The sequence below is a fragment of the Actinoplanes missouriensis 431 genome, from assembly GCF_000284295.1.
Taxonomy (GTDB): Bacteria; Actinomycetota; Actinomycetes; order Mycobacteriales; family Micromonosporaceae; genus Actinoplanes; species Actinoplanes missouriensis.
In genome coordinates this window covers 4,303,795-4,327,855 of record NC_017093.1, presented here as the reverse complement: position 1 = coordinate 4,327,855, position 24,061 = coordinate 4,303,795, and the positions used below count along the sequence as shown (strand labels likewise).

31 protein-coding genes and 1 riboswitch are annotated in these 24,061 nt (G+C 71.5%); of the genes, 19 read left to right on the top strand and 12 right to left on the bottom strand.

Annotation, left to right across the window (positions count from 1 at the left end; translation table 11 throughout):
• Nucleotides 1–14: 14 nt before the first annotated feature.
• From AMIS_RS20185 to AMIS_RS20175, 3 genes are all read left to right on the top strand, one after another.
• Entirely contained in the window at nt 15–668 is a 654-nt protein-coding gene (locus AMIS_RS20185) for a hypothetical protein (RefSeq protein WP_041829930.1), read from the top strand.
• A gap of 353 nt (nt 669–1,021) precedes the next feature.
• Entirely contained in the window at nt 1,022–1,384 is a 363-nt protein-coding gene (locus AMIS_RS20180) for a VOC family protein (protein WP_014444215.1), read from the top strand.
• A gap of 486 nt (nt 1,385–1,870) precedes the next feature.
• Nucleotides 1,871–2,440, top strand: a complete 570-nt coding sequence (locus tag AMIS_RS20175) for a YdeI/OmpD-associated family protein (RefSeq protein ID WP_014444213.1) — start codon at nt 1,871–1,873, stop codon at nt 2,438–2,440.
• A 300-nt stretch (nt 2,441–2,740) separates the two neighbouring features.
• On the opposite strand, the gene AMIS_RS20170 is transcribed toward AMIS_RS20175, so the two are convergent.
• On the bottom strand, nt 2,741–3,313 hold the full coding sequence (locus tag AMIS_RS20170) for a TIGR03086 family metal-binding protein (RefSeq protein WP_014444212.1): 573 nt from the start codon (nt 3,311–3,313) through the stop codon (nt 2,741–2,743).
• A gap of 214 nt (nt 3,314–3,527) precedes the next feature.
• Between AMIS_RS20170 and AMIS_RS20165 the strand changes: the two genes are divergently transcribed.
• From AMIS_RS20165 to AMIS_RS20140, 6 genes are all read left to right on the top strand, one after another.
• Nucleotides 3,528–3,980, top strand: a complete 453-nt coding sequence (locus AMIS_RS20165; RefSeq protein WP_014444211.1) for a hypothetical protein — start codon at nt 3,528–3,530, stop codon at nt 3,978–3,980.
• Nucleotides 3,981–4,030: 50 nt separating this feature from the next.
• Nucleotides 4,031–4,807: a class I SAM-dependent methyltransferase gene (locus AMIS_RS20160; RefSeq protein WP_014444210.1), complete on the top strand. Its 777-nt coding sequence runs from the start codon at nt 4,031–4,033 to the stop codon at nt 4,805–4,807.
• 40 nt (nt 4,808–4,847) lie between these two features.
• Entirely contained in the window at nt 4,848–5,603 is a 756-nt protein-coding gene (locus AMIS_RS20155; protein ID WP_014444209.1) for a maleylpyruvate isomerase family mycothiol-dependent enzyme, read from the top strand.
• A gap of 91 nt (nt 5,604–5,694) precedes the next feature.
• A complete protein-coding gene (locus tag AMIS_RS20150) occupies nt 5,695–6,072 on the top strand; it encodes an ArsR/SmtB family transcription factor (protein WP_051042077.1) in 378 nt (125 codons plus the stop codon).
• Nucleotides 6,069–6,554 (top strand): SRPBCC family protein, encoded by a 486-nt coding sequence (locus tag AMIS_RS20145; RefSeq protein WP_014444207.1) that lies wholly within the window; start codon nt 6,069–6,071, stop codon nt 6,552–6,554. Before AMIS_RS20150 ends, AMIS_RS20145 begins: the two co-directional genes overlap by 4 nt.
• Nucleotides 6,547–6,954: a DUF6069 family protein gene (locus tag AMIS_RS20140; protein WP_014444206.1), complete on the top strand. Its 408-nt coding sequence runs from the start codon at nt 6,547–6,549 to the stop codon at nt 6,952–6,954. Before AMIS_RS20145 ends, AMIS_RS20140 begins: the two co-directional genes overlap by 8 nt.
• Here AMIS_RS20140 and AMIS_RS20135 read toward each other — a convergent pair whose 3' ends face one another.
• Complete coding sequence (locus AMIS_RS20135; protein ID WP_014444205.1) at nt 6,955–7,431, bottom strand: GNAT family N-acetyltransferase; 477 nt, start codon at nt 7,429–7,431, stop codon at nt 6,955–6,957.
• Nucleotides 7,432–7,465: 34 nt separating this feature from the next.
• Between AMIS_RS20135 and AMIS_RS20130 the strand changes: the two genes are divergently transcribed.
• Nucleotides 7,466–8,395, top strand: a complete 930-nt coding sequence (locus AMIS_RS20130) for a DUF2332 domain-containing protein (protein ID WP_014444204.1) — start codon at nt 7,466–7,468, stop codon at nt 8,393–8,395.
• A gap of 265 nt (nt 8,396–8,660) precedes the next feature.
• Nucleotides 8,661–8,734, top strand: a riboswitch (cobalamin riboswitch).
• Nucleotides 8,735–8,791: 57 nt separating this feature from the next.
• Nucleotides 8,792–8,995: a CbtB domain-containing protein gene (locus tag AMIS_RS20125; protein ID WP_014444203.1), complete on the top strand. Its 204-nt coding sequence runs from the start codon at nt 8,792–8,794 to the stop codon at nt 8,993–8,995.
• Here the strand turns inward: AMIS_RS20125 and AMIS_RS20120 are convergent.
• The 3 genes from AMIS_RS20120 to AMIS_RS20110 form a co-directional block, all read right to left on the bottom strand.
• The gene (locus AMIS_RS20120) at nt 8,992–10,023 is read right to left on the bottom strand and encodes an LCP family protein (RefSeq protein ID WP_014444202.1); all 1,032 of its coding nucleotides are present in this window, start codon (nt 10,021–10,023) and stop codon (nt 8,992–8,994) included. The two genes, AMIS_RS20125 and AMIS_RS20120, sit on opposite strands and share 4 nt — an antisense overlap.
• Nucleotides 10,024–10,190: 167 nt before the next feature.
• Nucleotides 10,191–10,493, bottom strand: a complete 303-nt coding sequence (locus tag AMIS_RS20115; RefSeq protein WP_269447731.1) for a nitroreductase family deazaflavin-dependent oxidoreductase — start codon at nt 10,491–10,493, stop codon at nt 10,191–10,193.
• Between the two features lie 34 nt (nt 10,494–10,527).
• Nucleotides 10,528–11,415: an EamA family transporter gene (locus tag AMIS_RS20110; protein ID WP_014444200.1), complete on the bottom strand. Its 888-nt coding sequence runs from the start codon at nt 11,413–11,415 to the stop codon at nt 10,528–10,530.
• Nucleotides 11,416–11,485: 70 nt separating this feature from the next.
• Here AMIS_RS20110 and AMIS_RS20105 point away from each other — a divergent pair, with 70 nt between their 5' ends.
• From AMIS_RS20105 to AMIS_RS20090, 4 genes are all read left to right on the top strand, one after another.
• Entirely contained in the window at nt 11,486–12,454 is a 969-nt protein-coding gene (locus AMIS_RS20105) for a LysR family transcriptional regulator (RefSeq protein ID WP_014444199.1), read from the top strand.
• 103 nt (nt 12,455–12,557) lie between these two features.
• Entirely contained in the window at nt 12,558–13,427 is an 870-nt protein-coding gene (locus AMIS_RS20100) for a hypothetical protein (RefSeq protein ID WP_014444198.1), read from the top strand.
• A 172-nt stretch (nt 13,428–13,599) separates the two neighbouring features.
• Nucleotides 13,600–13,794: a hypothetical protein gene (locus tag AMIS_RS20095; protein WP_014444197.1), complete on the top strand. Its 195-nt coding sequence runs from the start codon at nt 13,600–13,602 to the stop codon at nt 13,792–13,794.
• Entirely contained in the window at nt 13,787–14,620 is an 834-nt protein-coding gene (locus AMIS_RS20090) for an SPW repeat domain-containing protein (RefSeq protein ID WP_014444196.1), read from the top strand. Before AMIS_RS20095 ends, AMIS_RS20090 begins: the two co-directional genes overlap by 8 nt.
• Here AMIS_RS20090 and AMIS_RS20085 read toward each other — a convergent pair.
• The 3 genes from AMIS_RS20085 to AMIS_RS20075 form a co-directional block, all read right to left on the bottom strand.
• Nucleotides 14,545–15,264, bottom strand: coding sequence for a GNAT family N-acetyltransferase (locus AMIS_RS20085; RefSeq protein WP_231859455.1), 720 nt, complete (start codon nt 15,262–15,264; stop codon nt 14,545–14,547). The genes AMIS_RS20090 and AMIS_RS20085 overlap by 76 nt on opposite strands.
• Before the next feature lie 154 nt (nt 15,265–15,418).
• A complete protein-coding gene (locus tag AMIS_RS20080) occupies nt 15,419–16,072 on the bottom strand; it encodes a DUF6518 family protein (protein WP_014444194.1) in 654 nt (217 codons plus the stop codon).
• 199 nt (nt 16,073–16,271) lie between these two features.
• The gene (locus AMIS_RS20075) at nt 16,272–16,874 is read right to left on the bottom strand and encodes a TetR/AcrR family transcriptional regulator (protein ID WP_014444193.1); all 603 of its coding nucleotides are present in this window, start codon (nt 16,872–16,874) and stop codon (nt 16,272–16,274) included.
• A gap of 211 nt (nt 16,875–17,085) precedes the next feature.
• Between AMIS_RS20075 and AMIS_RS20070 the strand changes: the two genes are divergently transcribed.
• Entirely contained in the window at nt 17,086–17,508 is a 423-nt protein-coding gene (locus AMIS_RS20070; protein ID WP_014444192.1) for a CAP domain-containing protein, read from the top strand.
• A gap of 107 nt (nt 17,509–17,615) precedes the next feature.
• On the top strand, nt 17,616–18,305 hold the full coding sequence (locus tag AMIS_RS20065; protein WP_014444191.1) for a hypothetical protein: 690 nt from the start codon (nt 17,616–17,618) through the stop codon (nt 18,303–18,305).
• Between the two features lie 55 nt (nt 18,306–18,360).
• Here the strand turns inward: AMIS_RS20065 and AMIS_RS20060 are convergent, their stop codons facing one another.
• Together AMIS_RS20060 and AMIS_RS20055 are read right to left on the bottom strand one after the other, a co-directional pair.
• On the bottom strand, nt 18,361–18,765 hold the full coding sequence (locus AMIS_RS20060; protein ID WP_041829927.1) for a DUF3224 domain-containing protein: 405 nt from the start codon (nt 18,763–18,765) through the stop codon (nt 18,361–18,363).
• A gap of 54 nt (nt 18,766–18,819) precedes the next feature.
• The gene (locus AMIS_RS20055) at nt 18,820–19,425 is read right to left on the bottom strand and encodes a TetR/AcrR family transcriptional regulator (RefSeq protein WP_014444189.1); all 606 of its coding nucleotides are present in this window, start codon (nt 19,423–19,425) and stop codon (nt 18,820–18,822) included.
• 62 nt (nt 19,426–19,487) lie between these two features.
• Between AMIS_RS20055 and AMIS_RS20050 the strand changes: the two genes are divergently transcribed.
• Both AMIS_RS20050 and AMIS_RS20045 read left to right on the top strand, forming a co-directional pair.
• Nucleotides 19,488–19,913 carry a DoxX family protein gene (locus AMIS_RS20050; protein ID WP_014444188.1) on the top strand — a complete coding sequence of 142 codons (426 nt, stop codon included), beginning with the start codon at nt 19,488–19,490 and terminating at the stop codon, nt 19,911–19,913.
• Complete coding sequence (locus AMIS_RS20045) at nt 19,910–20,251, top strand: hypothetical protein (protein WP_014444187.1); 342 nt, start codon at nt 19,910–19,912, stop codon at nt 20,249–20,251. The genes AMIS_RS20050 and AMIS_RS20045 overlap by 4 nt, the downstream gene beginning before the upstream one ends.
• Nucleotides 20,252–20,280: 29 nt before the next feature.
• Here AMIS_RS20045 and AMIS_RS20040 read toward each other — a convergent pair whose 3' ends face one another.
• Together AMIS_RS20040 and AMIS_RS20035 are read right to left on the bottom strand one after the other, a co-directional pair.
• Complete coding sequence (locus tag AMIS_RS20040) at nt 20,281–21,462, bottom strand: zinc-dependent alcohol dehydrogenase (protein ID WP_014444186.1); 1,182 nt, start codon at nt 21,460–21,462, stop codon at nt 20,281–20,283.
• A gap of 215 nt (nt 21,463–21,677) precedes the next feature.
• Nucleotides 21,678–23,252: an ATP-binding protein gene (locus AMIS_RS20035; protein ID WP_231859357.1), complete on the bottom strand. Its 1,575-nt coding sequence runs from the start codon at nt 23,250–23,252 to the stop codon at nt 21,678–21,680.
• Nucleotides 23,253–24,061: the final 809 nt, after the last annotated feature.

Here is a 24,061-nt window from a genome sequence, read left to right as displayed (position 1 = left end):
GGGAAGATCGCAGAGTGAACATGCTGTGGCGCGATGTCTTCGTTCCCGACCACGTAGTGGCAAGCGACGGATTCACCGCCGAGGTCGGCGGCATGGTCGAGATGCCTCTGGCCCTGTTCTGCCGGTTCCGTAGCCAAGTGAGCAAGGATGGCGACCATCGGCCATCGGTGACCTCAACGCCTGGTGATCACACACACCCCGATAACCGCAGCGTCTACGACCTGGTCGGCCAGGCTGTCGCCATCGAAAGCACCGTCTGGTCCGCCGGATGGATGCTCGACGTCGACGGTCTCGGAATCTATGTCAGCGAGGCTGACGCCGGGCCGCCGCCCGGCCTCCCGACCTCCGGGGTGTACCGGGAAGGCGCCTCGGATCCAGCTGCACCGGTTCCGGAGCCGGGCACCTGGACGCGTGTGCGCGGCCAGCTCAGCATCGCTGAACCGTACGAGACCGGGGCCTATGAACCTGAGGCTGACCTGCTACGCCACGCCGTACGAACATGGCTTGTCCGCCGGGCCGTCCGTCTGGACGGCAAACCAGGCAAAGGCCGCCTTATCCAGGGGCGTGGCCAAGATGCCGCGGTCATCCAGTACGCCGACCTCCGCTACAACGCCGCTTGGACCACCGTCGGCTACCTCCTCGACCTGGAACAGGTTCACCGCGAATAGCCGTAGATCCGGGCGCTTCGGCGCAGTGGTGTCGAAACTCGCGGACCCGAAATCCACCGTCGACCACGCGTGCCCACAGTGACGTTCAAACGGCTCCGTGGTCTGGTCGGCGTAGCCGTCCTCCGGGGTTCTTGGTGCGGCTTGCCGCACTGCTCGTAAGGCATCCTAGGACTCTAGGAAAAGGGCTTCCGGACGGCGACTGATTGGGCTACCGCGCTGTGGGCGGCGTCGAAGATCGCCGGCTTGCGGCTGAAGTCGTGGGCGCGAATCGGCACCGGCACCGGGCTGCACGGCCGCCGCCGATATGCAAAGGTGGGCATCAGTCCGTAGCAGTATCACGCGAGAGGTGAAACATGACCGCGATCGCTGAGCCCGGAGCCATCACGTTCAATTGCCCGGACCCGGAATCGCTGGCCGATTTCTACGCCCAGGCGACCGGCTGGCAGAAATTGTTCAGCAGCGAGACCGCCGCTTATCTGGGCGGCCAGAACGGAATGCGAATGGGATTTGTGAAATCCGAGGATTTCGCGGCCCCGTCGTGGCCCCAGGCGGACAGCCGGGTGCACGTCGACTTCAGCGTCGCCGACCTGGACAAGGCCGAGGCGGAACTGCTCGCCCTGGGTGCGACCAAGCCGGCTGAGCAGCCCGGCGCGGGCAAGTGGACGGTTCTGCTCGACCCGGCGGGCTACCCGTTCTGCATCACCACGATGGGCTGATCCGCCCTGACGAGAGATGCCCCGCCCAGCCAACCGGGCGGGGCATCTCTCGTCGCGGGGTCAGGCGCCGGGATCACTCGAGTGGAGCAATTTGCCGGCCGGCCGGTCCATCTGGCGGCATGATTGTGCCGTTCACAGCGATTTCTGCTCCTGCTGGGCGTCGTTGTGACAAGCCTATGGAAACGGAGATCGCGGCGACGCTAAGAATGGGCCAGACGCGTTTATCCGACGTCCTCGGAAACGCTTACGGCCCTCGATGGCACCTCGGCCCCCACCGAGTGAGCATTGGTGCCGCCGGACCGGCTGGCGGGGGCGGCGCGATCGGTCGGCTGTACACCTTCCGACAGTGGACGGTGCATCGGGACAGGGCTACGCGCCGGCGCACGATGTTGACGTGCCGCTATGTGACGGAGCGCCATGGGAGGGCGATCGAAAGTGGAGACGGGCTCCTGCGTGGCGGGGCGGCTATCTGCTTTGATCGGCACCATGAGTGAGCCCGTTGTCTTCTTCCAGGATGCCGGCCAGTGGCGTCAATGGCTGGCTGAGCATCATGAGAACAGCCCCGGCGTCTGGGTCAAGATCGCCAAGAAGGCGACCGAGGTATCGAGCATCACCTACGCCGAAGCGCTGGACGGCGCGATCTGCTTCGGATGGATCGACAGCCAGCGCGACAAGATCGACGACCAGTACTGGCAGCAGCGGTTCACCCCGCGTACCAAGCGCAGTCCCTGGTCCCAGGCCAACCGCGACCGTGTCGAGCGGCTGATCGCGGCGGACCTGATGCACCCCTCCGGGCAACGGGAGGTCGACGCCGCCAAGGCGGACGGCCGGTGGGAGGCGGCGTACGCGTCGCAGAGCAAGATGACCGTGCCCGACGACCTGCAGGCCGCCCTGGACGAGGACCCGGACGCGGCGGAGTTCTTCGCCACCCTGGACAGCAAGAACCGGTACGCGGTGCTCTATCGCGTCCAGAGCGCGAAAAAGGCCGAGACGCGCGCCCAGCGCATCGAGAAATTCGTCGCGATGCTGGCGAACAAGGAGAAAATCTATCCCTGACACATCGCGGTCGGGTTCAGCCGGCCCCGGCGCTCGCGGATCTTGGAAGCGCCGATGCCGGCTGGCTCTCAGCGCGGACAACGCGGACGCCCAACAGCACTGGTCACCAGCCGGACCAGACGAGCCGGCTACCAGTGCTGTCAGCAGGGTGCTCGGACAGCCCTGACAGCCGGCCGGTCCAGCCGGTCCACAGTGCTGATCACCAGCGTCACGGCATGGCGCTCCGAGGACGGTCGGATGCGCTGAGCCGTGAGCGCGCGTCCCGCTCTCAGGCGAGAAATCGCCCGGTGGAACGACACGCTAAGCGGCACCGCTCCAGCGCGGATCCCGGCCGGTCATCGCGAGCATCCTCTCCCACTCGTCCGCGTCGTCAGGCGGCGTCACCGCCGGACCGAACGCCCCCATCGCCCGCCCCTTGTCCGCCATCTGCTCCAGGAACTCCCCGGTCACCGTGAGCAGCGGTCCCGGCACCCGCAGACTCTGCCCGGTCGCGGCCGCCAGATCCCAGCCGTGCACCACCAGGTCAACCACCAGCATCAGCCCGACGGTGCGCTGCGGCAGCCCCATCCCGGCCGACACCCCTTCCACCGCCTCCGGCACCGACCACGCCTCACGCAGCGCGGCCAGGTCACGGTCGAAACCGTCCCGCCAGTCGCCGGTCACCCGGTCCGGTCCCGGGCTCCAGTCGGCGTCCGCGTGCCGGGCCAGGGCCTGGAAGTTGGTGGTCACCTGGAGCAGATGGCCGAGCAGGGCGTGCACCGTGAAGTCGGCGCAGGGCGTCGCGGCCGGCAACTGCTCGTCGCGAACCCCGTGCACCACCGGGCTCACCGCCGGCGCGGCCATGTCGAGCAGGTCGCTGATCTGTGTGGACATCCGACTGAGACTAGGCACGCCGGACGCCCGGGCCAAGCAGAACACGCGCGCGTTCCATCGCACGATTGCTCGGGCGAGCTCTCGTCGGATAGGTTCCGGGGCACGCCGTGAGCCGGAAGGAGGTCAGAACACCATGTCCGATGTTCTGCGCCCCTCCCGCGTCCCGGCGTCCTCGCGGGTCTGACCGGGGCGCTCGCTGCCGGAGGTTCCCGCCATGTCCGATCTGGTCATCCGCCCGCTTACCGCGGGCGAGGAAAGTCTCTTCACGTCGATGCCCGACCCGCTGCCCGAGCTGCCCCGCACCGGCTACCTCGACGGCGTCGCCACGGGCGGCTACCACCCGGAGCGTACCTGGGTCGCGCTGCGCGGCGATCGGGTGGTCGGCCGCGCCGCCTGGGTGCTGCCGCCGGGCGCGGCCGGCCGCCCCTGGCTGGAGTGGTTCGATCTGGACGCCGATCCGCAGGTGGGCGCCGACCTGCTGCGGGCCGCGCACGCGGCGCTCGGCGGTCCGACGCTCTACCACGCCGCGGTCCCTCCCCGCTGGCAGCGGATTCCGGCCGCGACGCGACCCCTGGCGGCGGCCCGCCTCGCCGGTCTGGTCCAGCACGGCGTCCGGTTGCGCTTCCTCCACCGGGGTACGCCCCCAGAACCGTCCCCGACCGGATAGGCGCGCCGAAGAACGGCGGCAGGTTTGCGGCGCGACCCTAGGGTGACCGCATGAAACGGGACGAACAGGAATTGGCCTCCTCCTTCGGGAGGGCGGCCACCGCCTACGCCGCACACCGCCCGGACTACGCGCAGGCCGCCGTGCGCTGGATCCTCGACACCGCGCCGGGCGCGCGCGTGCTCGATCTCGGGGCGGGCACCGGCAAGCTCACCGCCACGATCCGCGCGGCCGGCGGCGCCGTCACCGCCGTCGAACCGGACCCGGCGATGCTGGCCGAGCTGCGCCGGGAGCTGCCGGACGTGCCGGCGCTGGCCGGCGGCGCGGAGTCGATCCCGCTGCCGGACGGCTCGGTCGACGCGGTGCTGGCCGGCAACGCCATGCACTGGTTCGACATGGGCACCGCCGGGCCGGAGATCGCCCGCGTCCTCGCGCCCGGCGGTGTCGTGGCCGGACTCTGGAACGTCGTGGACGACCGGATCGACTGGGTGGCCGGGCTGGCCCGGGTCAGCGGCAGCGCGGCGATCGGCCCGCGGGACACGCCGGACAGCTGGCGGGTCGAGGCGGCCGGCATCGCGCTGCCCGGCGAGCTGTTCACGGCGGCGGAGCAGGCCACGTTCGAGCACGGACAGCCGCGCACCGCGGACTCCCTGGTGGCGACGCTGGGGACGCGGGCCGGGATGCTGGTGATGCCGGCGGACGAGCGGCAGGCCGCCCTCGACCGGATCCGTGCGTTCCTGGCGAGCCGCCCCGAGACCGCCGACGGCGAGTTCACCCTCCCGATGCTGACCTGCGTGCTGCGGGCCCGGAGAGCGGACGGGCCCCGATAATTCGCTGTCCGATGTCGACGGCCGGTGGTAGACAGCCCCGATGGAATACTCTGACGTGCTCCGGCTGATCGACGACCGGGCCGCCGCGTTCCGGGCCGCGATCGCCGCCGCCCCCGACCTCGACGCGCTGGTGCCGAGCTGTCCCGGGTGGACCCTGTTCGACCTGGCGCAGCACCTGGGTGAGGGCCGCCGCAAGTGGGCCGCGATCGTCGCCGCCGGCCCGGCCGGCGCTCCCCCGTCCAAGCCGGTCTGGGAGAGCCCGGCCCCGCGGGACCGCGCGGCGCTGCTGGACTGGTGGGACGCGTCGGCACGGCAGTTGGTGGACGCCCTGCGCGAGGCCGGCCCGGACCGCGGCTGCTGGTCGTGGTGGGGCCGATCGCAGTCGCCGGAGACGACCGGCGCCGCGGCCCGCCACCAGTTGCAGGAGATCGCGGTGCACACCTACGACGCGCAGCTCACCGCGGGCGCGCCGCAGCCGCTGCCCGAGGAGGTCGCGCTCGACGGCGTCGACGAGTTCCTCGCCACCTGCGCCGCGACGACCGTCCCCTGGCCGCACGAGCCGGCCACGGTCGACCACCACGCCACCGAGGGCCGGTCCTGGCGACTGTTCCTCTCCGCCGAGGGCGCCCGCAACACCGACAGCACCCGCCATCCGGCCGAGGCGGCCGACGCGTCCGTCGAGGGCACGGCCAGCGACATCGTGCTGCTCTTCTACTGCCGGATCCCGCTCGACGCCCTGAAGGTCGAGGGTGACCGCCGGGTCATCGACCAGCTCATCGCCTGGGAACCGGAGTAGTCACCGCAACGCCGGCGGGGCCCGATCGCGGGCCCCGCCGTTTTCTCCCATGACATTGAACCCGTCGGCTCAGTGTCATATGCTGAACCTTATGGTTCAGAAAGACACTCTCGATCGGGTCTTCGCGTGCCTGGCCGACCCGGTCCGCCGCGGTGTCCTGATCCGCCTCGGCGACGGCCCGGCCAGCGTCGGCGAGCTCACCGAGCCGACCGGCATGACCCTGACCGGCATGACGAAACACCTGCGCGTCCTCGAGGACGCCGGCCTGATCGTGACCGAGAAGGTGGGGCGCACCCGAATGTGCCGCCTCGCCACCGCGCCGCTCGACGAGGCGATGGCGTGGATCGCCTTCTACCAGCGCCTCTGGGCCCGCCGGCTGGACGGTCTCGACGTCTTCCTCACCCTCCGCGGCGGACCGCAGCAGGACGAGACACACCCATCGGACGACCCGAAAGGACCCCGGGAATGAGCTTCGACATGCGGATGACGCGGCAGCTGCCGGCCACACCGGAGGAGGTCTTCGACGCGTACACCGACGCCGAGAAGCAGAAGATCTGGTTCAGCATCCTCGACGAGGAGCCCGGCATCGTCGAGATCGAGGTCGACCTGCGGGTCGGCGGCACCCAGACGGCGGTCTGGGGTCCCAGCCCGGACGCGCTGTTCCGGGAGACGCAGACGTTCGTCGAGATCGACCGCCCGCACCGGCTGGTCACGGACTCGACCGGGTCGAGCCCGGACGGCATGACCATGCAGACCCGCATCGAGATCACCTTCGAGGCCCGGGACGGCGGGACGCTGATGACGGTGGTGCAGAGCGGCTTCCCCGTACCGGAGGTCCGTGATTTCTTCGTCGGCGAGGTCTGGGCCGGCGCGTTCGACCGGATCGAGGCGTTCCTGACCCGCCGGACCCGGGATGCCCAGCGGACCGACGCTCTTCGGACCGATGCCTGAGCCGCGACGGGCCGCGGTGGTCGCGCTCGGCGTCACCGCCGCGGTCGCGCTCAACCTCGTGGTGTACGCGATCGGCCGGGCCGCCGGCGCCACCTACCGGTTCACCTCGCGGGGCGAGCCGGCCGAGGTTGACGCACTCACCGTGGCCGGGTTCAGCGCGGTGCCCCTGCTGCTCGGCCTGTCGGTCGTCGCGCTGCTGGCACCCCGGGCCGGCTGGGTGGCGACGGCCGCGCTGATCGCCGGCCCGTTCCTGGCGGTCGCCACGGTCCCGCTCATGACGCTTGCCGCCGACTTCGACACGGCCAGCACGGCGGCCCTGGCGATCTGCCACCTCGTGCTGGTGCCGGTGATCATCCTCGCGGTCCGGCGGATGCGAACGCCACACCCCGCCGCGACCTGATCAGCGGCGCATGCAGACCCGCGGCCAGCGGTCCAGGCCGTGCGCCGCCTCCCGCTCCCGGACCGCCCGCAGCGCCGGGGTCAGCTCGCCGTCGGCCAGCACGACGAACCCGCACCGCCGGTAATAGGGCGCGTTCCACGGGACGGCGGCGAACGTGGTCAGCGTCAGCGTCCCGGGCAGGTGGTCGATCAGCCGCCGGCCGATCCCCCGGCGCGCGTGCGCCGGATGCACCGACACCTGCTCGATGTGCAGGTGCCCGTCCAGCTCGTCGGCGATCAGGTAGCCGGCCGGCCGGTCCGCGTCGTCCACGGCGACCCAGGCCCGGCCGGCCGCCGCATACCCGGCGAGCACCGCCACCGGCAGCGGCTCGTCGTCGGCGATCTCCGGCATGCCGATCTCCCGGAACGCCTCCCCGGCGGCCTGCTCGATCTCCCGCAGCGCCGCCAGTTCCCCGTCGTGGGCCGCTCGGATCCGCATCCGGCCATTGTGGCCCTGTGCCACGATCACCGGGGTGACGACCCCGTCGATCTATGCCGAGTTCGCCGCCCGCGAGGCCCGCGGGGTCTCCCCCGCCTACGACCGCCTCGCCACCGCTGTCGCCGCCGACCCGGAGATCCTGGAGCTGCTCGGCACGGTCCCGCCGGCGAAACGGCAGCCGAACCTGCTCTTCGCCGTGGTGCGCCGGCTCGGCGGCCCGGTCGGCGACCCGGCGGCGTTCCACGACTACGCCGTCGCCCACTGGCCGGCGATCCGAACCGGTCTGCTGACCCGCGCCACCCAGACCAACGAGATCGGCCGCTGCGCGCTGCTGCTGCCGATCCTGGCCGCCCTGCCGCAGCCGCTCGCCCTGCTGGAGGTCGGCGCGTCGGCCGGCCTCAACCTCTACCCCGACCGGTACGGCTACGACTACGACGGTCACCGGATCGGCGCTGACGAACCCGTGCTGACCTGCGCGCTCACCGGAACACCCGCCCCGCGGCGACTGCCCGAGATCGCCTGGCGGGCCGGCCTGGACCGCAATCCGCTGACCATCACCGACCCGGACGACCGGGCCTGGCTGGAGGCGCTGATCTGGCCGGAACACCACGAGCGCCGCGACCGCCTGCACCAGGCCGCCGCCCTCGCCGCGCAGCCCCCGCTCACCCGCGGCGACCTCGTCGACGACCTGCCCGCCCTGGCCGCCCAGGCGCCGCGGGACGCCACCCTGGTCGTCTTCCACACATCGGTGCTCTACCAGGTCCCGCCGCCGCGCCGGGAGCGGTTCGCCGCGCTGGTCCGCGACCTCCCCGGCCACTGGATCTCGGTGGAGGCGCCCGGCGTGATCCCTCTCGGTCAGCTCCCCGCGCCACCGGACGGCGCCCTGCACAACGTCGTCGCCCTCGACGGCGCCGCGAAGGGCTGGGCCCGCCCGCACGGCCAGGCGCTCACCTGGTTCGCCTGAGCCGCGTCAGCTCTGGACGGGGGGCATGCCCTCGGTACGCCGGGCACGCCGCAGTTGAGCACTCGCATACGCGGCAGCCCCGTTCCAAGATCTGCGAACCCCGGGGAGCGCGAGACGCCAACCCGAGCACGAGGAGAACTTGGGCACTGGCTCACCCGTACCCCAGGGGCAGCGGGTGCGGAACGCCTGGCGTGCCCACCGCCGTGGTTGTGCGCGGGACGCCGCGGACACTAGGTTGAGGGAACCGAAACTGCGGCGTCGCGAGGGAAACCGGTGAGAACCCGGTGCGGTCGCGCCACTGTGAACGACATCCGCCCAGGGTGCCGTGAGTCAGGACGCTCACGCGTCGCAGGCCCCATCGATCGGGACGCGTCATCCCGTAGGAGTTGATTCGCCGTGCCCAAGGCATCCGCGCCCACCACCGCCGCCATTCCGGCCGTCTCGCCGCGCCTCGTCGCCGCCGCGGCCACCGTCACCGGTGTCATGCTGCTGATGGCCTACCTGGTCGCGTTCGACCAGGGCGCCCTGTCGCAGTCCGGCATGTACCTGCACGAGCTCATGCACGACGGCCGCCACCTGCTCGGCGTGCCCTGCCACTAACGGTCCAGGGTGACGGCGCCCGGGTGGTCCAGCAGGAACGCTGCCACCCGGTCGTTCTTCACCGCGGTGAAGAAGCCGGAGGCGTCGAGGCGCTCACCGAGGTACTTCCCGCGTTCGAAGACCGGCCGCCCCGGCAGGCCGACGGTCGTCACCGCTGCCACATCGATCTCGCGCAGCTCGGCCACCCACTCGGCGAGGGTGTGCCGGCCGCCGTTGAACCGCAGCGAGCCGTTCGCCGCGCCCAGCACCGACCGCAGCCGGGCCGCGCCCGCCCCGTGCAGCTGACCGGCGACCGCCGTCAGGAACTGCCGCTGGTGCCGCTGCCGGTCGTAGTCGGAGTGCGGCAGGCCGTACCGCTGCCGGACGTAGTCCAGCGCCTCCCACGCGCGCAGCCGCACCGGGGTCGAGCTCGGCGGATACACCTTCTGCGGTCCGGTGTACGGCCGGGCGCAGTCGTCGTGCCCCTGACACTGGGGCACCCGATCGCGCGGTGACCCGTCCGGCTTGCGGTGCTCGGACGCCACCCGCTGGTCGATCACCATGCTGACTCCGCCGAGCGCCGCCACCACGTTCTTGAACCCGCCGAAGTCGATCACCGCGCTGGCGTCGAACGCGCCGATCCCGGTGACCTGGCCGACCGTCGTGGACAGCAGTTGCAGCCCCTGCGCCGGATCGTAACGGCCCGCACCGGCCTGCGCGCCCAGCCGCATCGCCGCGTTGATCTTTGCGCGCTGCGCGGTGCTGCCCGATTTCGGGAACGCCGGGATCCGCACCACCAGGTCCCGAGGCAGCGAGAACAGGTAGGCCCCCTGCCGGTTCGCCGGCACGTGCAGCACGATGATCGTGTCCGCGAGCGGCGCCTGGTGCGAGCCGCGCGGGTCGATGCCGGCGAGCAGCACGTTCAGCGGCCCGTCGATCTCGGCGTGCCCGGCGACGGCGGGCGCGGCGGCGAGCGCCGGCAGCAACAGCAGGCTCCCGGCGACGACGGCGAGCCGGGTACGCAGCGGGGCACGGCGTGGTTTCCGCACGGGACCTCCTCAGAAGACCAGCGGATACTCGCACGCCGCGCCCCTATATGTCCGAGTTTCCCCGGCTTTAGCCGTCCAGCACCGGGATCAGCACCCGCTCCTCGTGCTCCAGATGCGACTCCAGCTCGGCGATCAACTGATCCACCTGCACCGCCAGACCGGCCCGGTCAGTCGTGCACGACCCGCAACATGCCGCCCGGCGTCGACGCGTTGAACCGCGGCGGACCCGGAATCGCGGTCAGCGCCACCACCGGCAGCACCCGGCCGGACGCCCGCTCGTACTGCGCCCACCCGGCGTCCTGCTCCACCGCGCGGGCGAACACCGTGTCCCGCTCGGTCCCGGTCAGCACCGCGGCCGTCGCCTCATAGGTGAACGCGCCGTCCTCCACGGTCACCCGCGGCTGCGCCACCAGATTGTGGAACCACCCCGCCGGCGGATCAAACGTCGGCCGGGTGCCCCACTCGGTAATGGCCCAAGGCCGACCCGGCAGTCACGAACGACACCTACAACGACCGCGCCCGATGGGCGACCACCGCGACCACGTTCACCGCCACCACCACCGCGATGCCCGTCCATTCGTGCGCGGCCAGGACCTCACCCAGCAACACCAGCCCGGCCAGCGCGGCGAACACCGGGTGGACGCTCATCACCACCCCGAAAAATTGCGGGGGTACGGTCCGCAGCGCCACCAGATCGCAGGCGTACGGCACCACCGAGCTCAGCACACCCGCCCCCACCGCGAACGCCACCGCGGTCCACGACCACGATCCCCGCAGGACCAGCGCCACGACCACCGGCAGATACATCAGCGCCGACACCGTCGTCGCCGCGGCCGGGGCCTGCAGACCCGGCAGCCGGGCGCCCAGCATCCGGTTCAGCAGGATGTAGGCGGCCCAGCACACCGCCGCGAGCAGACCCGACCCGATGCCGAACCAGTCGCTGCTGCCACCCGGCAGCACCAGCACGTAGACACCCGCACCCGCGCCCACCGCGCACGCCAGGTCCAGCCGCGTCCGCGACCCGGCGAGCGCCACCGCGAGGGGACCGAGGAACTCCAGCGTCACCGCCAGCCCCAGCCCGATCCGGTCCACCGCGGTGTACAGGCTCAGATTCATCGTCGCGAACACCAGCCCGAGCAGCAGCGTCGGCCACCACTGCGCCCAGGTGAACCGCCGCAGGTTCGGCCGCGCCACCGGCAGCAGCACCGCCGCGGCCACGAACTGCCGTACCGCCACCACCCCGGCCGGCCCGATCACGCCGAACGCGTGCGCGCCCACCGCCGCGCCCACCTGATTCGACGCCGCGCTGCCCACCATCGTCGCCAGGCCCGCCGCCAGCGACCGGCCCGACCGCGGCCGGGCCGCCGTCCGCTCCAGAACATCCGCGCTCACAGCCGCCAGTCTGGTCACCGGCGACCCGCGCACGGAAATACGCGAGACGGCCGACTTATACGCTCAGCGCATGGATGTACAGCTGCGGCACCTGCGCGCCCTGGTCGCCGTCGTCGACACCGGCACGTTCACCGACGCCGCCGCCGAACTCGGCACCTCCCAGGCGGCGGTCTCCCGCTCGGTGGCCGCGCTGGAGACCGCGCTCGGCGTACGCATCCTGCAGCGCACCACCCGGCACCTCGCACCCACCCCGACCGGCGAGCAGATCCTCGCCGGCGCCCGCCGGATCCTCGCCGAGACGGCCCACCTGCACCGCGTCGCCGAACAGTCCCGCAGCGAACTGCGTGTCGGGTACGCCTGGGCCGCCCTCGGCAAACACACCCGCCGCCTGCAGCGGGCCTGGACCGGGGCGCCGCTGGTCTTCGTGCAGTCCAACACCGCGACCGCCGGCCTCAGCGAAGGCGCCGCCGACGTGGCGGTGCTCCGCCGCGGCCTGCTCGCGGTCGCCGGGGACGGCGCGCCTTCCGGGCCCGGCGCGTCTTCCGGTCCCGGCGCGTCTTCCGGCCCCGGCTCCGGGACACCCGCTGATCAGCTCGCCACTCCCCTCGGCCCGCCCCTAGCCGACCCCCGCTTCGGCACCGCGCTGATCGGGCTGGAGAACCGGTGCGCCGCCATCGCCACCGACAACCCCCTCGCCCGGCGCCGCACCCTGCGCGTCGAGGACCTCACCCGGTACACCGTCGCGATCGACGCCCGCACCGGCACCACCACTCCGGGGCTCTGGCCGCCCGGCCAGGGACCGGCCGCGATCCGCTCCACCCACGGCGTCGACGAGTGGCTCACCCTGATCGCCGCCGGTCAGGCCGTCGGCATCACCTCCGAGGCGACCGCCAACCAGAACCCGCGACCCGGCGTCGCGTACCGGATGCTCCGCGCCGTCCCGAAGATCGAGGTGTGGCTCGCCTGGTGGCGCGACGACCCGCCGGCCCAGTTGCCCGATCTGATCAGGCTCGGCCGAGAGGCGTACGCCGGAAGTTGATGCTGTTTCGCCGGCGCGCGAGGACGCACATAACCCCTGAGGCGTCCTAGGAAGATAGGATAATGCCTGTGCGGGTATCTTCATCTGCGAAAAGGAGGTCGCCATGCGGACGGTCAACCGCCGGCTCGCCCTCACGCGGGCACAGCTCACCGACGCCCTCTGCCCGGTGCCGGACGACCTCGCCCCGCGCATCCCCCACCCGGACGCCGTCACGGTCGTCCTCGACCACCGCCCGCACGGCGGCCCGCCCGCCGGGGACTCCGTCGTCAGCAGCCTCACCGAGGACCACGGCGGGTGGCAGCTCAGCGGCATCCCGTGGCCCCCGGACATCCACCCCGGCACCCTGATCAGGATCTCCTGGCAGCCCGCCAAGGACGAGATCCACCTGCGCACCATGCCCCTCGACGAGCCGCTGCGCATCGACGGCATCGACTACTTCCACGAGTACGACCCGATCGCCGTCACCCAGGAGTTCGACCCCGGCCGTTCCAACCGCGGACGGGTGCTGAACGTGGTACGCCGCCAGGGCCGCGTCTACGAGGACGGCAGCGCCCTGTTCGCCGAGTCCGGCCTCGCCGCCGCCAGCGGTCTCGGTCGCGGCGCCAAGGGGGCGTTCCTGCTGAAGAACGCCGTCGACCAGCTGATCCGGGAAGGCTACGTGACCCGGGTGACCGGCAGCCTGTCCGCTTCCGGTCACCCGTCCTATCCCCCGATGGACGGCGAGGAGACCGCCGAGATGCTCTTCTATGCGCCCCTGGTGGAGCCCGCCCCGCTGGCCGAGGGATTCGGCGGCGACGGGGGTGGCGAGCGCCGCGAGCACTGGGTCAGCGGTTTCGTCCGCAAGCTCCCGCCCGGCGCGCACGCGTCGGAGCGGCAGTTGTCGCTGCACCAGAAGGCGATGGAGACCGCGCAGATCGACGAGCCCCTCGAGCCCGGCTACACGTTCGTGAAGAAGCACCACCGCCACGGCTGAGCACCCGGCCGGCCTCCCGGATCAGGGTGACATCGGCCGGTCCACGAAGACGTCGCCGCCTGTGCCGGGGACACGAATCTGTCATCTGGCTGGCGCGCGACCGCGCGCCGATCGTCACATCACCGCGCCAGGGTCGAAACAGCCTCCATCCGACGACCCGGGGAGTGACATCATGCGATTCTTCCTGGTCGGCCTGGCCGTCACCGGGCTGACTCTGACGGTGGCCGGTGCGGTGACCACCACCGGCTGGCTGGTTCTGGTGGGTCTCAGCGCACTGGTGATCGCCGTGGTGATGACGGCTCTGGCCCTGCCGTCCACCTTGCGGAGCGGGAGACCCACCGCGCGGAGCGGGAGACGCGATGCCTGACACGGAGCCCTACCCGCCGGACGGGACCGCCGAGCCGAACCGGGCCGAGCTCGTCGTCCAGCGGCCCCCAGTGTTCGTGATGGTCATCGGCGGCTGGGTGGTCGCGGCGCCGCTGATCCTCGATCACGCCGCCGCCGGCGTCGCGTTCGCCGGGATCACCGATGTGACCGTCGGAACGGCCCTGGTGATCCTGGCCGCGATCCGGCTGCGCCACCGGGCCGCCGCGTGGCTGAACCTGGTCAACGTCGCGCTGGGCGCCGTACTGATCGCCGCGCCGTTCGTGCAGGGCTTCGCCGACACCGCGCAACGCGCCACGCTCAACGACGTCCTCGCCGGCCTCATGGTGATCATGCTGGCCGGTGTGAGCTGGCTGGTGGACCGGCCGGCAAAGAGCCGAGCTTCGGTGACAAGCGCCACGGCGCTCCCGGAATCGGTGTACGCGTCGCGCACACCCGTCACGTCCGGGTCCCGCACGCCCCCGTCAGCCGAGGTCAGCCCGGTCACCGGACGCACGCCGCACCGCCCGGACGATCTGCGGCGCCGCCCGGATCGTGAGGTGCCCGCGGCCGCACGTCAGCTCGTAGACAAGGTCGGCGTGATGGGCGAACAGCAGCCTCCTCCTCGCCTGCCTCGCCGAGACGGCCGGCGTCGCGAGCGCGCTCATGGTCCCAGACTCACCCGCCGGGCGAGCGCACGCCGTCGGAGATCCGGCCGCGAACGACGACCGTCGCGCCGAGCACCCGGTCGCCGCTATCCCGGCAGCACGAACGGCGTCGTCGTGGTCAGCGCGCCGACCCCCAGCCGCTCCAGAATTGGCCGACTCTGATCAGTCGCGTCCACCTGCAGATAATCGAAGCCCTTCTCTGCCGCTCGCCGCGCCCGGTGCGCCACCAGCGCCCGGTAGATCCCCCGCCCCCGCCACTGTTCCAGCGTCCCGCCGCCCCACAGGCTCGCGAACGCGGTCCCCGGATGCAGATCCATCCGCGCCGCCGACACCGGCTCGTCCCCGGCCATCGCCACCAGCATCTGCGTGGTCGGTGAACCCACCTGCGCCAGCAACCGCGCCCGCAGCCACGGGATGCTCGCACCGAACGCGCGCTCGCTGACGTCCACCATCAACTCGACTCCGGCGGGGTCGGTGACCTCCTCCACCCGTACCCCGCCGGGCAGTCGGGGCTGAAGCCGCAGCTCGCTGACCGCCGCCACCATCAGCGTCTCCGGCTCCTCAGCCTCGAACCCCGCTGTCCGAAGCCGATCAGCGAGGTCGGCCGGCCGATCATGCCCGTAGAGCTTCCACTCGAAGCCGGCGCCCATCTGTGCCTGCTCGGCGATCACCGCATCAGCCGTGGACTCCTCCAGATCGGACCAGATGACCGCATTCCAGTCACCCTCCCCGCCGATGTGCCTGATCACCCGCTCCGACCGCTCGATCCGCGCCCCAGGCGTCTCCGGCCGAGCTTCCCGCCGCATCTGACGATCGAACAACCCCAACACAAAACCAACATCCATAAACCCATCATTGGGTACGCCCGAAGCCCCGTCCCGCCACCCCCGCGCCCGGAGTCGGGTCCCCGCCACACCCCCACTCCACGCGCCGGCCGCGCCCCGCCCCCGCGGGTCGGGCTCAGTCAAGTGGATCGCGGGCTGACTGCTGGCGCCCAAAGAGCCGGGCCGTGCCACCTCGACGGCCGGGGAGCGTCGCCACGAGGATGATCACGCCGAGGACGGCCTCGACCAGGTAAGGGGCCGCGTCGAGGGTCCAGTGGATCACCTCCCGCCAGCCCGGGACCACACGGGCGGCGACGATCACGACGGGTTCCAGCACGAGCAGCAGCCCGGTGACCCGGAGCGCGGCACGCCACACGTCCGCAGCGCTCCCCCGGACCAGCGCGCCGAGAGCGCCCATGACCGGGCCGCTGAACACTCCGGCGATCAGCCAGAGCCGGTTCTTGCGCAGGACGTGTTCCAGATGTGTCTGCAGGGTCGGCATGTGGTCGTCGGTGGTCACGGCCACGACCAGGTAGAAGCCGAGCAGCGCGGTCAGCGTCGCCGCCAGCCCGGTCACCGCCCCGCGCCGCGGATCACGGGTGTGCAGGGCCGGCAGAAACGCGACGAGCAGCCACGGAGTGCTCAGGTTGCCGATGGTGTCGCGCAGTCCGTACCGGTCGCCTTTGATCAGCGCGGCGATCATGCCGAACGCCAGCGCGCCCGCCAGCACCGCCACCGCATGCCGCAGAGCCGGCCGCCCCTCGCCGCCCCGCACGCCGTCCCCACCCATGCCGCCCCCCGCAGTCCGACCCGTCAATCAACCCCGTCGCAGAGCAGCCCCACCGCAACCAAGCCCGCCGCACGGCAGCCCCGCCGCAACCCAGCCCGCCGCGAAGCAGCCTCACGGCAACCCAGCGCGCCGCGAAGCGGCCGCACCCGCCGCTGCAATACCCCCGCCCCGACCACCGCCGCACGCGATCTGCGACACGTCACCCCGGGAACAGCCGCCTCAGCTGGTACTCCATCACCTCCACCGCCTCCGCCGCCGACCGCACTCCGACCAGCACCGTCGACGACAGCCCCGCCGCCAGCGCGGCCAGCCCGCGCGCCTCCACCCGCGCGTCGATCCCGGCCGGGACCACGCCGGCCTCCTGCCCCGCGCGCAACTGCGTGACGATCACCGACTCGAGCTGGTCCTGCGGGTTCGTGGCGTCCGCGCCGGCCAGCGCCGGATCGGTCAGCGCGGCCGCGTAGTAGGCGGCGTGCACCCGCGCCAGCAGCAGGCTGTCCTCGTCGGTCGGGAGCAGTTCGAGAAGGCAGATCCGCACCACCTCCTCCGGCGTCGGCGGATGCCCGAGTGCGGAGAACCGCAGCCGCATCCGCTCGCCCGCCGCCCGCGCGCCCAGTTCGAACGCGTGGATGAGCAGCTGCTCCTTGGTCCCGAAGTAGTACTGCACGAGCCGCATCGACACGCCCGCCTCGGCCGCCACCTCCCGCAGCGTGGCGGCGGGCAGCCCGCGCCCGGCGGCGATCCGCCACACCGCCCCGGCGATCTGTCGTCGTCGTTCGTCGTGGTCGACCCGCTTCGGCACGCCAGAACTCTCGCACACCCCCGGAACCTCGCAACCGTACGGCGACGATCACGCACCGCATCAGTGATCGAGTCGCCCGCGCTCGCGCCGAACAGAACAGCGCAAGCACGAACCGCTCCGGTAAGACCGACGAAAGGGACCGCTCTTGCGCAAGCTTCTCCGCCGTTTCGCCCTGGCCGCCCTCATCGCCCCGGCCGCGGTCGGCATCACGATGACCGCGTCCCCGGCGGAAGCCGCGCCGGCGAAGTCCAGCGAGACCGCCCTGCAGACCGAGATCAACCGCCTGATCAACGTCCAGCGCACCTCGCACGGCTGCGCGGCGCTGAAGGTCGACGCCAAGCTCACCGCCGCGGCCCGCGGCCACAGCGCGTGGATGGCCCAGACCGGCACGTTCTCGCACACCGGCCGGTCCGGCTCGAACTTCGTGGCCCGCACCAAGGCCTCCGGTTACGCCAAGCCCTCCGCGGAGAACATCGCCTGGGGTTACCGCTCCGCCGCGCAGGTGGTGAACGGCTGGATGAAGTCCCCGGGTCACCGCACCAACATCCTGAACTGCAAGTCCAAGAAGGTCGGCGTCGGCGCTGTCTACAGCAAGAGCGGCGCTCCCTATTACACCCAGGACTTCGGCTACTGACCCCCTGAGCCGAGGAAGAAGCGATGCCCCAGCCGATCCCCCTGCGGCTGGGGCATCGCCATGTCTACGCATGGCCACCAACGTAGAGCGACGCGCATAACACCGCCGTGACAACATCCGTCATCTTCGAGGAGGATGTCGCGATGATCATCCGCGTGCTCGCCGCGCTCCTGGTGGCGGCGCTGCCCGCCGCCTGCGCCACCCCCGGGGAAGACCGGACGAACGCGGAGACCCCCGCCGTCCCCGCCGGCTGCTCCCCCGCCGGAGTCCGCTGGTCGGAGCCGTCCTTCGCCTCGCGGCTGACCCGCGTCACCGTCTTCGGCGAGCGCGCCACCGTCTCCCCGACCGGCCAGCCCGTCCTCACCGAGCCGTTCACCACGTCGATCACCCGGCTCACCGCACCGGACGACTGGACCACGGCGCTCGCCACCTCGCTGAGCGCGGTCTCCGGCCGTACCCTCCGCAATGGCCCTGCCGTCGCCCAGGACGGCGGCTATTCGCTGCTCACCGGCCCCCAGGACGATCCGACCATTCCCGAGACGCTGCTCTACGAGGGCGTGGAGACGGTGACGGCCGACTTCAGCGTCGACTGCGGCGGAACACCGGTGTCCGGCACGTTCACGGCGTGGACCGAGCTGACCGTGGGCGGCGTGACGTGCGGCGGTGTCGAGGCGCCGGCCGAGGAGTTGGGTAAGCGAGCTCGCGCGCACTGTCCGAGAACGCCCGCGCCGGGCAGCTCAGCCGCCGTCCCCGACACGCTCCCCTTCGACCCGTCCGACGAGGTGTTCGCCGACTGAGGTCCGCGCGACAAGCGAACCGGCGTCCGCTCGACAAGCGACCGGTCGACGAATCTCAGGACAGTTCGTAGTCGAACCAGATCCGATGGGTGCCGTCCTCGTCGACGGTCAGCCCGCCGCTGCCGCGGACGCCGGTCAGCCCGCCGGTACCGCTCCCGGGAACGATCACCAGAGACTCGTCCTGCCGGCCCCCACCGGTCGTGGTGGCGGAGTGCACGAAGTTGAAGGTCCCCGTGTGGCCGGCGATGCGGCCCTCGAACGACTCCATCGCGACGTACGTGCCGGTGTTGCTCGCGGGGTCGAAGGCAGAGGTGAAGAGCGTCTCGGACCGACCTTGGATCTCGCCGGTGAACGCCTTGCGCATGGTGGCGAACCCGACCGGCAGACCGGTCTTGATCTCGGAAGGCGGCACGGGTGCCGCGGTGAAGTCGACTACGTCGAACGTTCCAGTTGCTCGCATGCCTGGCACAGTACGGCCGTTCGGCTGGAGCCCGCGCAGCGGCACGCGGCGGGATCAGGCGGGGAGAGTCCGCGCCGCGATCCGCCGGGCGTCGATCTCGGGCACCCCGAACAGGCGCAGCACACCGAGCGCCGCCTGCCGACCGGCCTGACCGGTCTCCGCCGGCGACGACTCCAGCGCACGCCGCAGCGTCCCCAGCGTGGCACCCCCGACGCACGACCACGCCACCTCGGCATCGTCGAAACAGAGCCGCCCCACCGCGTGGGCACGACGCAGGAAGCGCAACCCGGCCGGGGCGAGCGCGTCGAGATAGCCCAGCCCGGCCCGGTCGATGACCCGCGCCATGCCGGGCCCGGTCTGCGCCAGCAGCACGGTGAGCCGCACCGCGACCGACAGCACCTCGGCCGGATCGGTCAGCCCCGCCGTACCCGCTTCCAGCATCTCCCGATGCTCGCCCGCGACCTCGGCGATGGCCTGATCGAAGAGCGTCTGCTTCGACTCGAAATGGTTGTAGAAGCTGCCGAAGCCCACGTCCGCAGCATCGGTGATCTCCTGGATGGACACCTCGGCGGGCACCCGGGAGACCAGCAGGTCACGGGCCGCTCCGAGCAGTGCCGCGCGCGTGCGGGCGCGGCGCTGGTCGAGGCGGTTCGGCGTCATGCCCCGATCCTAAGCCGTCCGCCAAGTTGATGATCTCATCAGAACTGATTAACGTTCCCAGTATGAAGAAGATCCTGCAGGCCGCCCTCGGCGCGACCCTCGCCTTCGCCGGCACCACCCACCTGACCGTCGCCCGCGAGGAGTTCCAGGCGCAGGTGCCGGACTGGTTCCCGATCGACACGGACTTCGTCGTGCTCGCCTCCGGAGTGGCCGAGATCGGGCTCGGCGCGGCGCTGCTGGCGACCTGGAAGCAGCCGTACCGAGGGCTGGTCGGCGCGGCCGCCGGCGCCTTCTTCGTGGTCATCTTCCCGGGCAACGTGGCGCAGTGGCTGGAGCACAAGGACGGCTTCGGGCTGGACACCGACACGAAGCGGTTCGTGCGGCTCTTCTTCCAGCCGCTGCTGGTGGCGTGGGCGCTCGGCGCGACCGATGCGATCCCGGCCGTCCGGTCGCTGCGTGGACGGCGGGGTCTACGCTCCCGTCCATGATCACGAGGGCCTATCTGGCACTGCTCGGCTGGTACCTCGCGGCCGCCACCGTGCCTGCCCTGCTCTTCCAGGAGCACCCGGACAATCCCGGGTACACCGAGGTGTCCGGCGCGGTCCGGTCGTGCGAAGGCGACTGGGGCTGTCCGAAAGTGATCGAGGCAAGCGACATCTTCGGCACCGTGGTCCTCTGGACCTCCCCGAGCCTGCTCGTCTCGGTGCCCCTCTGCTGGTACCTGGTCCGCAAGTGGAAGAGGCCGGGATCAGCCGCCTTCACCGCCGCGATCGGCGGCTGGATCGCGCTCTGCTTCGCCGCTTGGCTCTACGCAGAGCTGCGCTGACGAGACGGCTGTTCCCGGCCCCTGCCCCGTTACGGCTTCAGCACCACCTTGATGCAGCCGTCCTCCTTCTTCTTGAAGATCTCGTACGCGTGCGGCGCCTCCTCCAGCGGCAGCCGGTGCGTCACCAGATCGTCCACGCCGAGCGGGTCGTCGTCCCCGCTGACCAGCGGCAGGATGTCGTCGACCCAGCGCTTCACGTGCGCCTGGCCCATCCGCAGGGTCACGCCCTTGTCGAACAGGTCCATCATCGGCATCGGGTCCGCGTTCCCGCCGTACACCCCGATGATCGACACCGTGCCGGCCCGGCGGACCGCGGCGAACGCCGTGGTGAGCGCGGCCATCCGGTCGATGCCGGCGGTCTCCACGGCCTTGCGGGCCAGCGCGTCCGGCAGCATCCCGGCCGCCTTGACCGCGGCCGCCTGCACCGGCGAGCCGTGGGCCTCCATGCCGACCGACTCGACCACGCTGTCGGCGCCCCGGCCGGACGTCAGGTCGTACACCGCGGCGGGAACGTCCACGTCGTCGCTGTTCAGCGTCTCGATGCCGTGCCGGCGGGCCATCTCCAGGCGCTCCGGCACGTTGTCGGAGGCGATCACCCGCTCGGCGCCGAGGTGCCGGGCGATCCGCGCGGTCATCTGCCCGATCGGGCCGAGGCCGGTGACGAAGAACGTGTTGCCGGGCTGCACGTCCGCGTACTTGACCGCCTGCCACGACGTGGTCAGCACGTCGGAGAGGAAGAGGAAGCGCTCGTCGGGCAGGCCGTCCGGCACCTTGATCGGCCCGAACTGGGCCTGCGGCACCCGCAGGTACTCGGCCTGACCGCCGGGGACCTGGCCGTACAGCTTGGTGTAGCCGAACAGCGCGGCGCCCTTGCCCTGATCGGTCACCTGGGTGGTCTCGCACTGCGCGAAGAACCCGCGCCGGCACATCCAGCAGTGCCCGCAGGAGATGTTGAACGGGATCACCACCCGGTCACCGGGCTTGATGTGGGTGACCCCGGCGCCGACCTCCTCGACGATGCCCATCGGCTCGTGGCCGAGCACGTCGCCCTTGTCGAGGTACATGCCGAGCACGTCGTAGAGGTGAAGGTCGGATCCGCAGATCGCGGTCGAGGTGATCCGCACGATGGCGTCGGTCGGTTCCTGAATCTTCGGGTCCGGCACGGTCTCCACCGAGACCTTGCTCGTCCCCTGCCACGTCAAAGCTCGCATGATGTCTGCTTGCCCGTTCAACCACCGATCAATCCCACGGGGCGGACACCGACCCCGGAATCCGCCGGCGTCCTCCCCGTGCGTACATGATCGCGGCCCTCAGATGTCCCCCGGGCGCGCCGATGGTGGAGGTGAGCGGAACGCCCGGGCCGGCGGAAGCCATGGCTCCCTGAAGGTCACAGTCACCCACCGGCTCAGGGCGGCCGCTCGCACGGTCAGGACGGCCAGCGCGGCAGCTCGATGTGCACGCGCGTGCCCTGCCGCTGCTCGTTCGGCGTCACCGTGATGACTCCCTGGTGCCGCTCCACGATCAGTTTCGCGATCGACAGGCCGAGGCCGGCGCCCGCGATCGCCAGCTCGGTGGTGACCGCGCCCCGGAAGAACCTGTCGAACACGTGCGGGCGTTCGTGCTCCGGGATCCCCAGCCCGGTGTCGACGACGTCGAGGCAGGCCGTGGTGGCGCTCGCGGCGACGGTCACGGTGATCGTCCCGCCACCCGGGGTGTACGTGATCGCGTTGTCCAGCACCGCCGTGACCAGCTGGGTGAGCCGCCGCGGGTCGCCGCGCAGGGGCAGCCGATCGGGCCCCGAGCGGTGCACCGCCAGGTTCTTCACCACGGCCCGGGACGCCGTGTCGCCGACCGCGCTCGCGACCAGCCCCGCCAGATCGATCTCGGTCACCTGCAGGGGGTTACGGCCGGCGTCGAACGCCGACAGGTCCAGCAGCGCCTCGACCAGCCGTCGCAGCCGCTCGCTGCCGCGCCGGGCGGCCGCGATCATCGGCAGCAGCTCCGTGGCCGGGCTCTCCGGGTCGCTCTCGCCGAGCAGCTCCAGGTACGAGCCGATGATCGTCACCGGGGTGCGCAGCTCGTGCCCGACCAGGTTGAGGTACTCGTCCTTGCTGCGGGCCAGCTCCCGTTGCAGCTGCTCGGCGCGGCGGGCCTCGGTCACGTCGTGCACGACCGCCACCGCGCCCAGGCTGCGCCCGCGCCCACTGGTGATCGGGTGACCGTTGACGATCAGCCGGCGCCGGGTGCCGTCCGGGCGGTGCAGCACGTACTCGGCGCCACGCGCGTCGGCGCCGCCGAGGGCGAGCAGCAGCGGCAGCCGGGTCACGTCGATCGGGGCGCCCTCCGGCGTGGTGAGCGGCAGTCCGCGCGCCCACTGCTCGACCGTGCCCTGCACCTGCTCGGTGCCGAACCGTTCGCGCAGGGACCGGTTGACCAGCACCAGCCGGCCGTCCGCGTCGCAGGCCGCCACCCCGGTGTCGAGGCTCTCCAGCAGGGTGTCCCGGAACATCCGCTGCCGGTACTCGGTCTCGTGGGCGCGTAGCTCGGCGACGAACGCGGTGCACGCCTGTGCCCCGTCGTCGAGCGCGGTCAGCTCGTCGGGCGTCCACTGCCGCGGCTGGTAGTCCATCACCGAGCAGGTGCCGGTGATCGCGCCGTTCGGGTCCCGCACCGGGTAGCCGGCGAAGCAGCGCAGGCCGACCGCGCGCACCGGGGCGTCCGGCGGCACCCGGTCGTCGCGGTCCACGTCGCTGATCACCACCGGGAATCCGGTGCGCAGGATCACCCCGGCGACCGTCGCCGTGACCGGGACCTGCTGCATCGCCTCGAACCCGGACGGCAGATGGTGCCCGCCGACCAGCCGCAGGTTCCGCCCGTCGATCAGGTGGATGACCCCGCAGGCGGCATGCGCGCCACGGGCCGTGAGCGCGGCGAGCCGGTCGGCCGCCGAGCGGGTCATGCCGCCGGCGGCCATCTCCATCGCCGGCGCCGACCTGTCCATGTCGCTGATTCTTGTCGCCGCCGTGCACCGGCACGTCCGGTTCGGCAAACCCGTGCCCCAGAGGGTGCCGACCGTCGCGCCCGTCACCTCCCCGGACCCCGGCGAAGCCGGCGCGCAATGCCACTCAACCCTCGTTGATCTCCAGTGCGGGCGGTGAACGCCAGGGCGGCTCACGGTGGGCTCGTGCCCGGCTGGCGACTCACGGTGGGCTGGTGCACGGGTGGCGACTCACGGGCTCGTGCCCGGCTGGCGACTCACGGTGGGCTCACGCGGGGGTGGCAGCTCACGATGCGGCCCTGTCGCCGGGGCGAGGGCGCACCGGCGTTCACGCCGGCCGCGATGAGGTCGCACCTAAACGGTTCGTGTGCTTCCATCCCCGCCCTGGCGTTGATGGATCGCCACACAAACGTTGCGTGTGACCTCGTCCCCGCGGCGCCGGCGTTGTGTGTGACCGTGTCGATGCGGGTCGCCCGAACAGCCGGACAAAGCTGATAAACCGGAAGTGTGGCAGGCGGTCCACGCACCCAAAGCCGATCACCCACCAGGCCAGCCCCCCGACACCAACTTGAGCCGAGCGGCATTGAGCCGATGCGCGCGGTGACAATGTCAGCGATCAATGCTTATTGGCGGGGAGCATAGCAACCGCGTGCAATAGCGCGCATTCTCGATCACCGCCGCGCTTTATCACAGCGAGCGGCGTCACATTCCGGCGTTTCCGGTGTCGCATTTGCGCTGTTGTTCTGGTGTTGATCATCACGGTGTAGGCCAATGAGTTGACGGTGAAAACGGTCAATCGCAACGATGAGCGC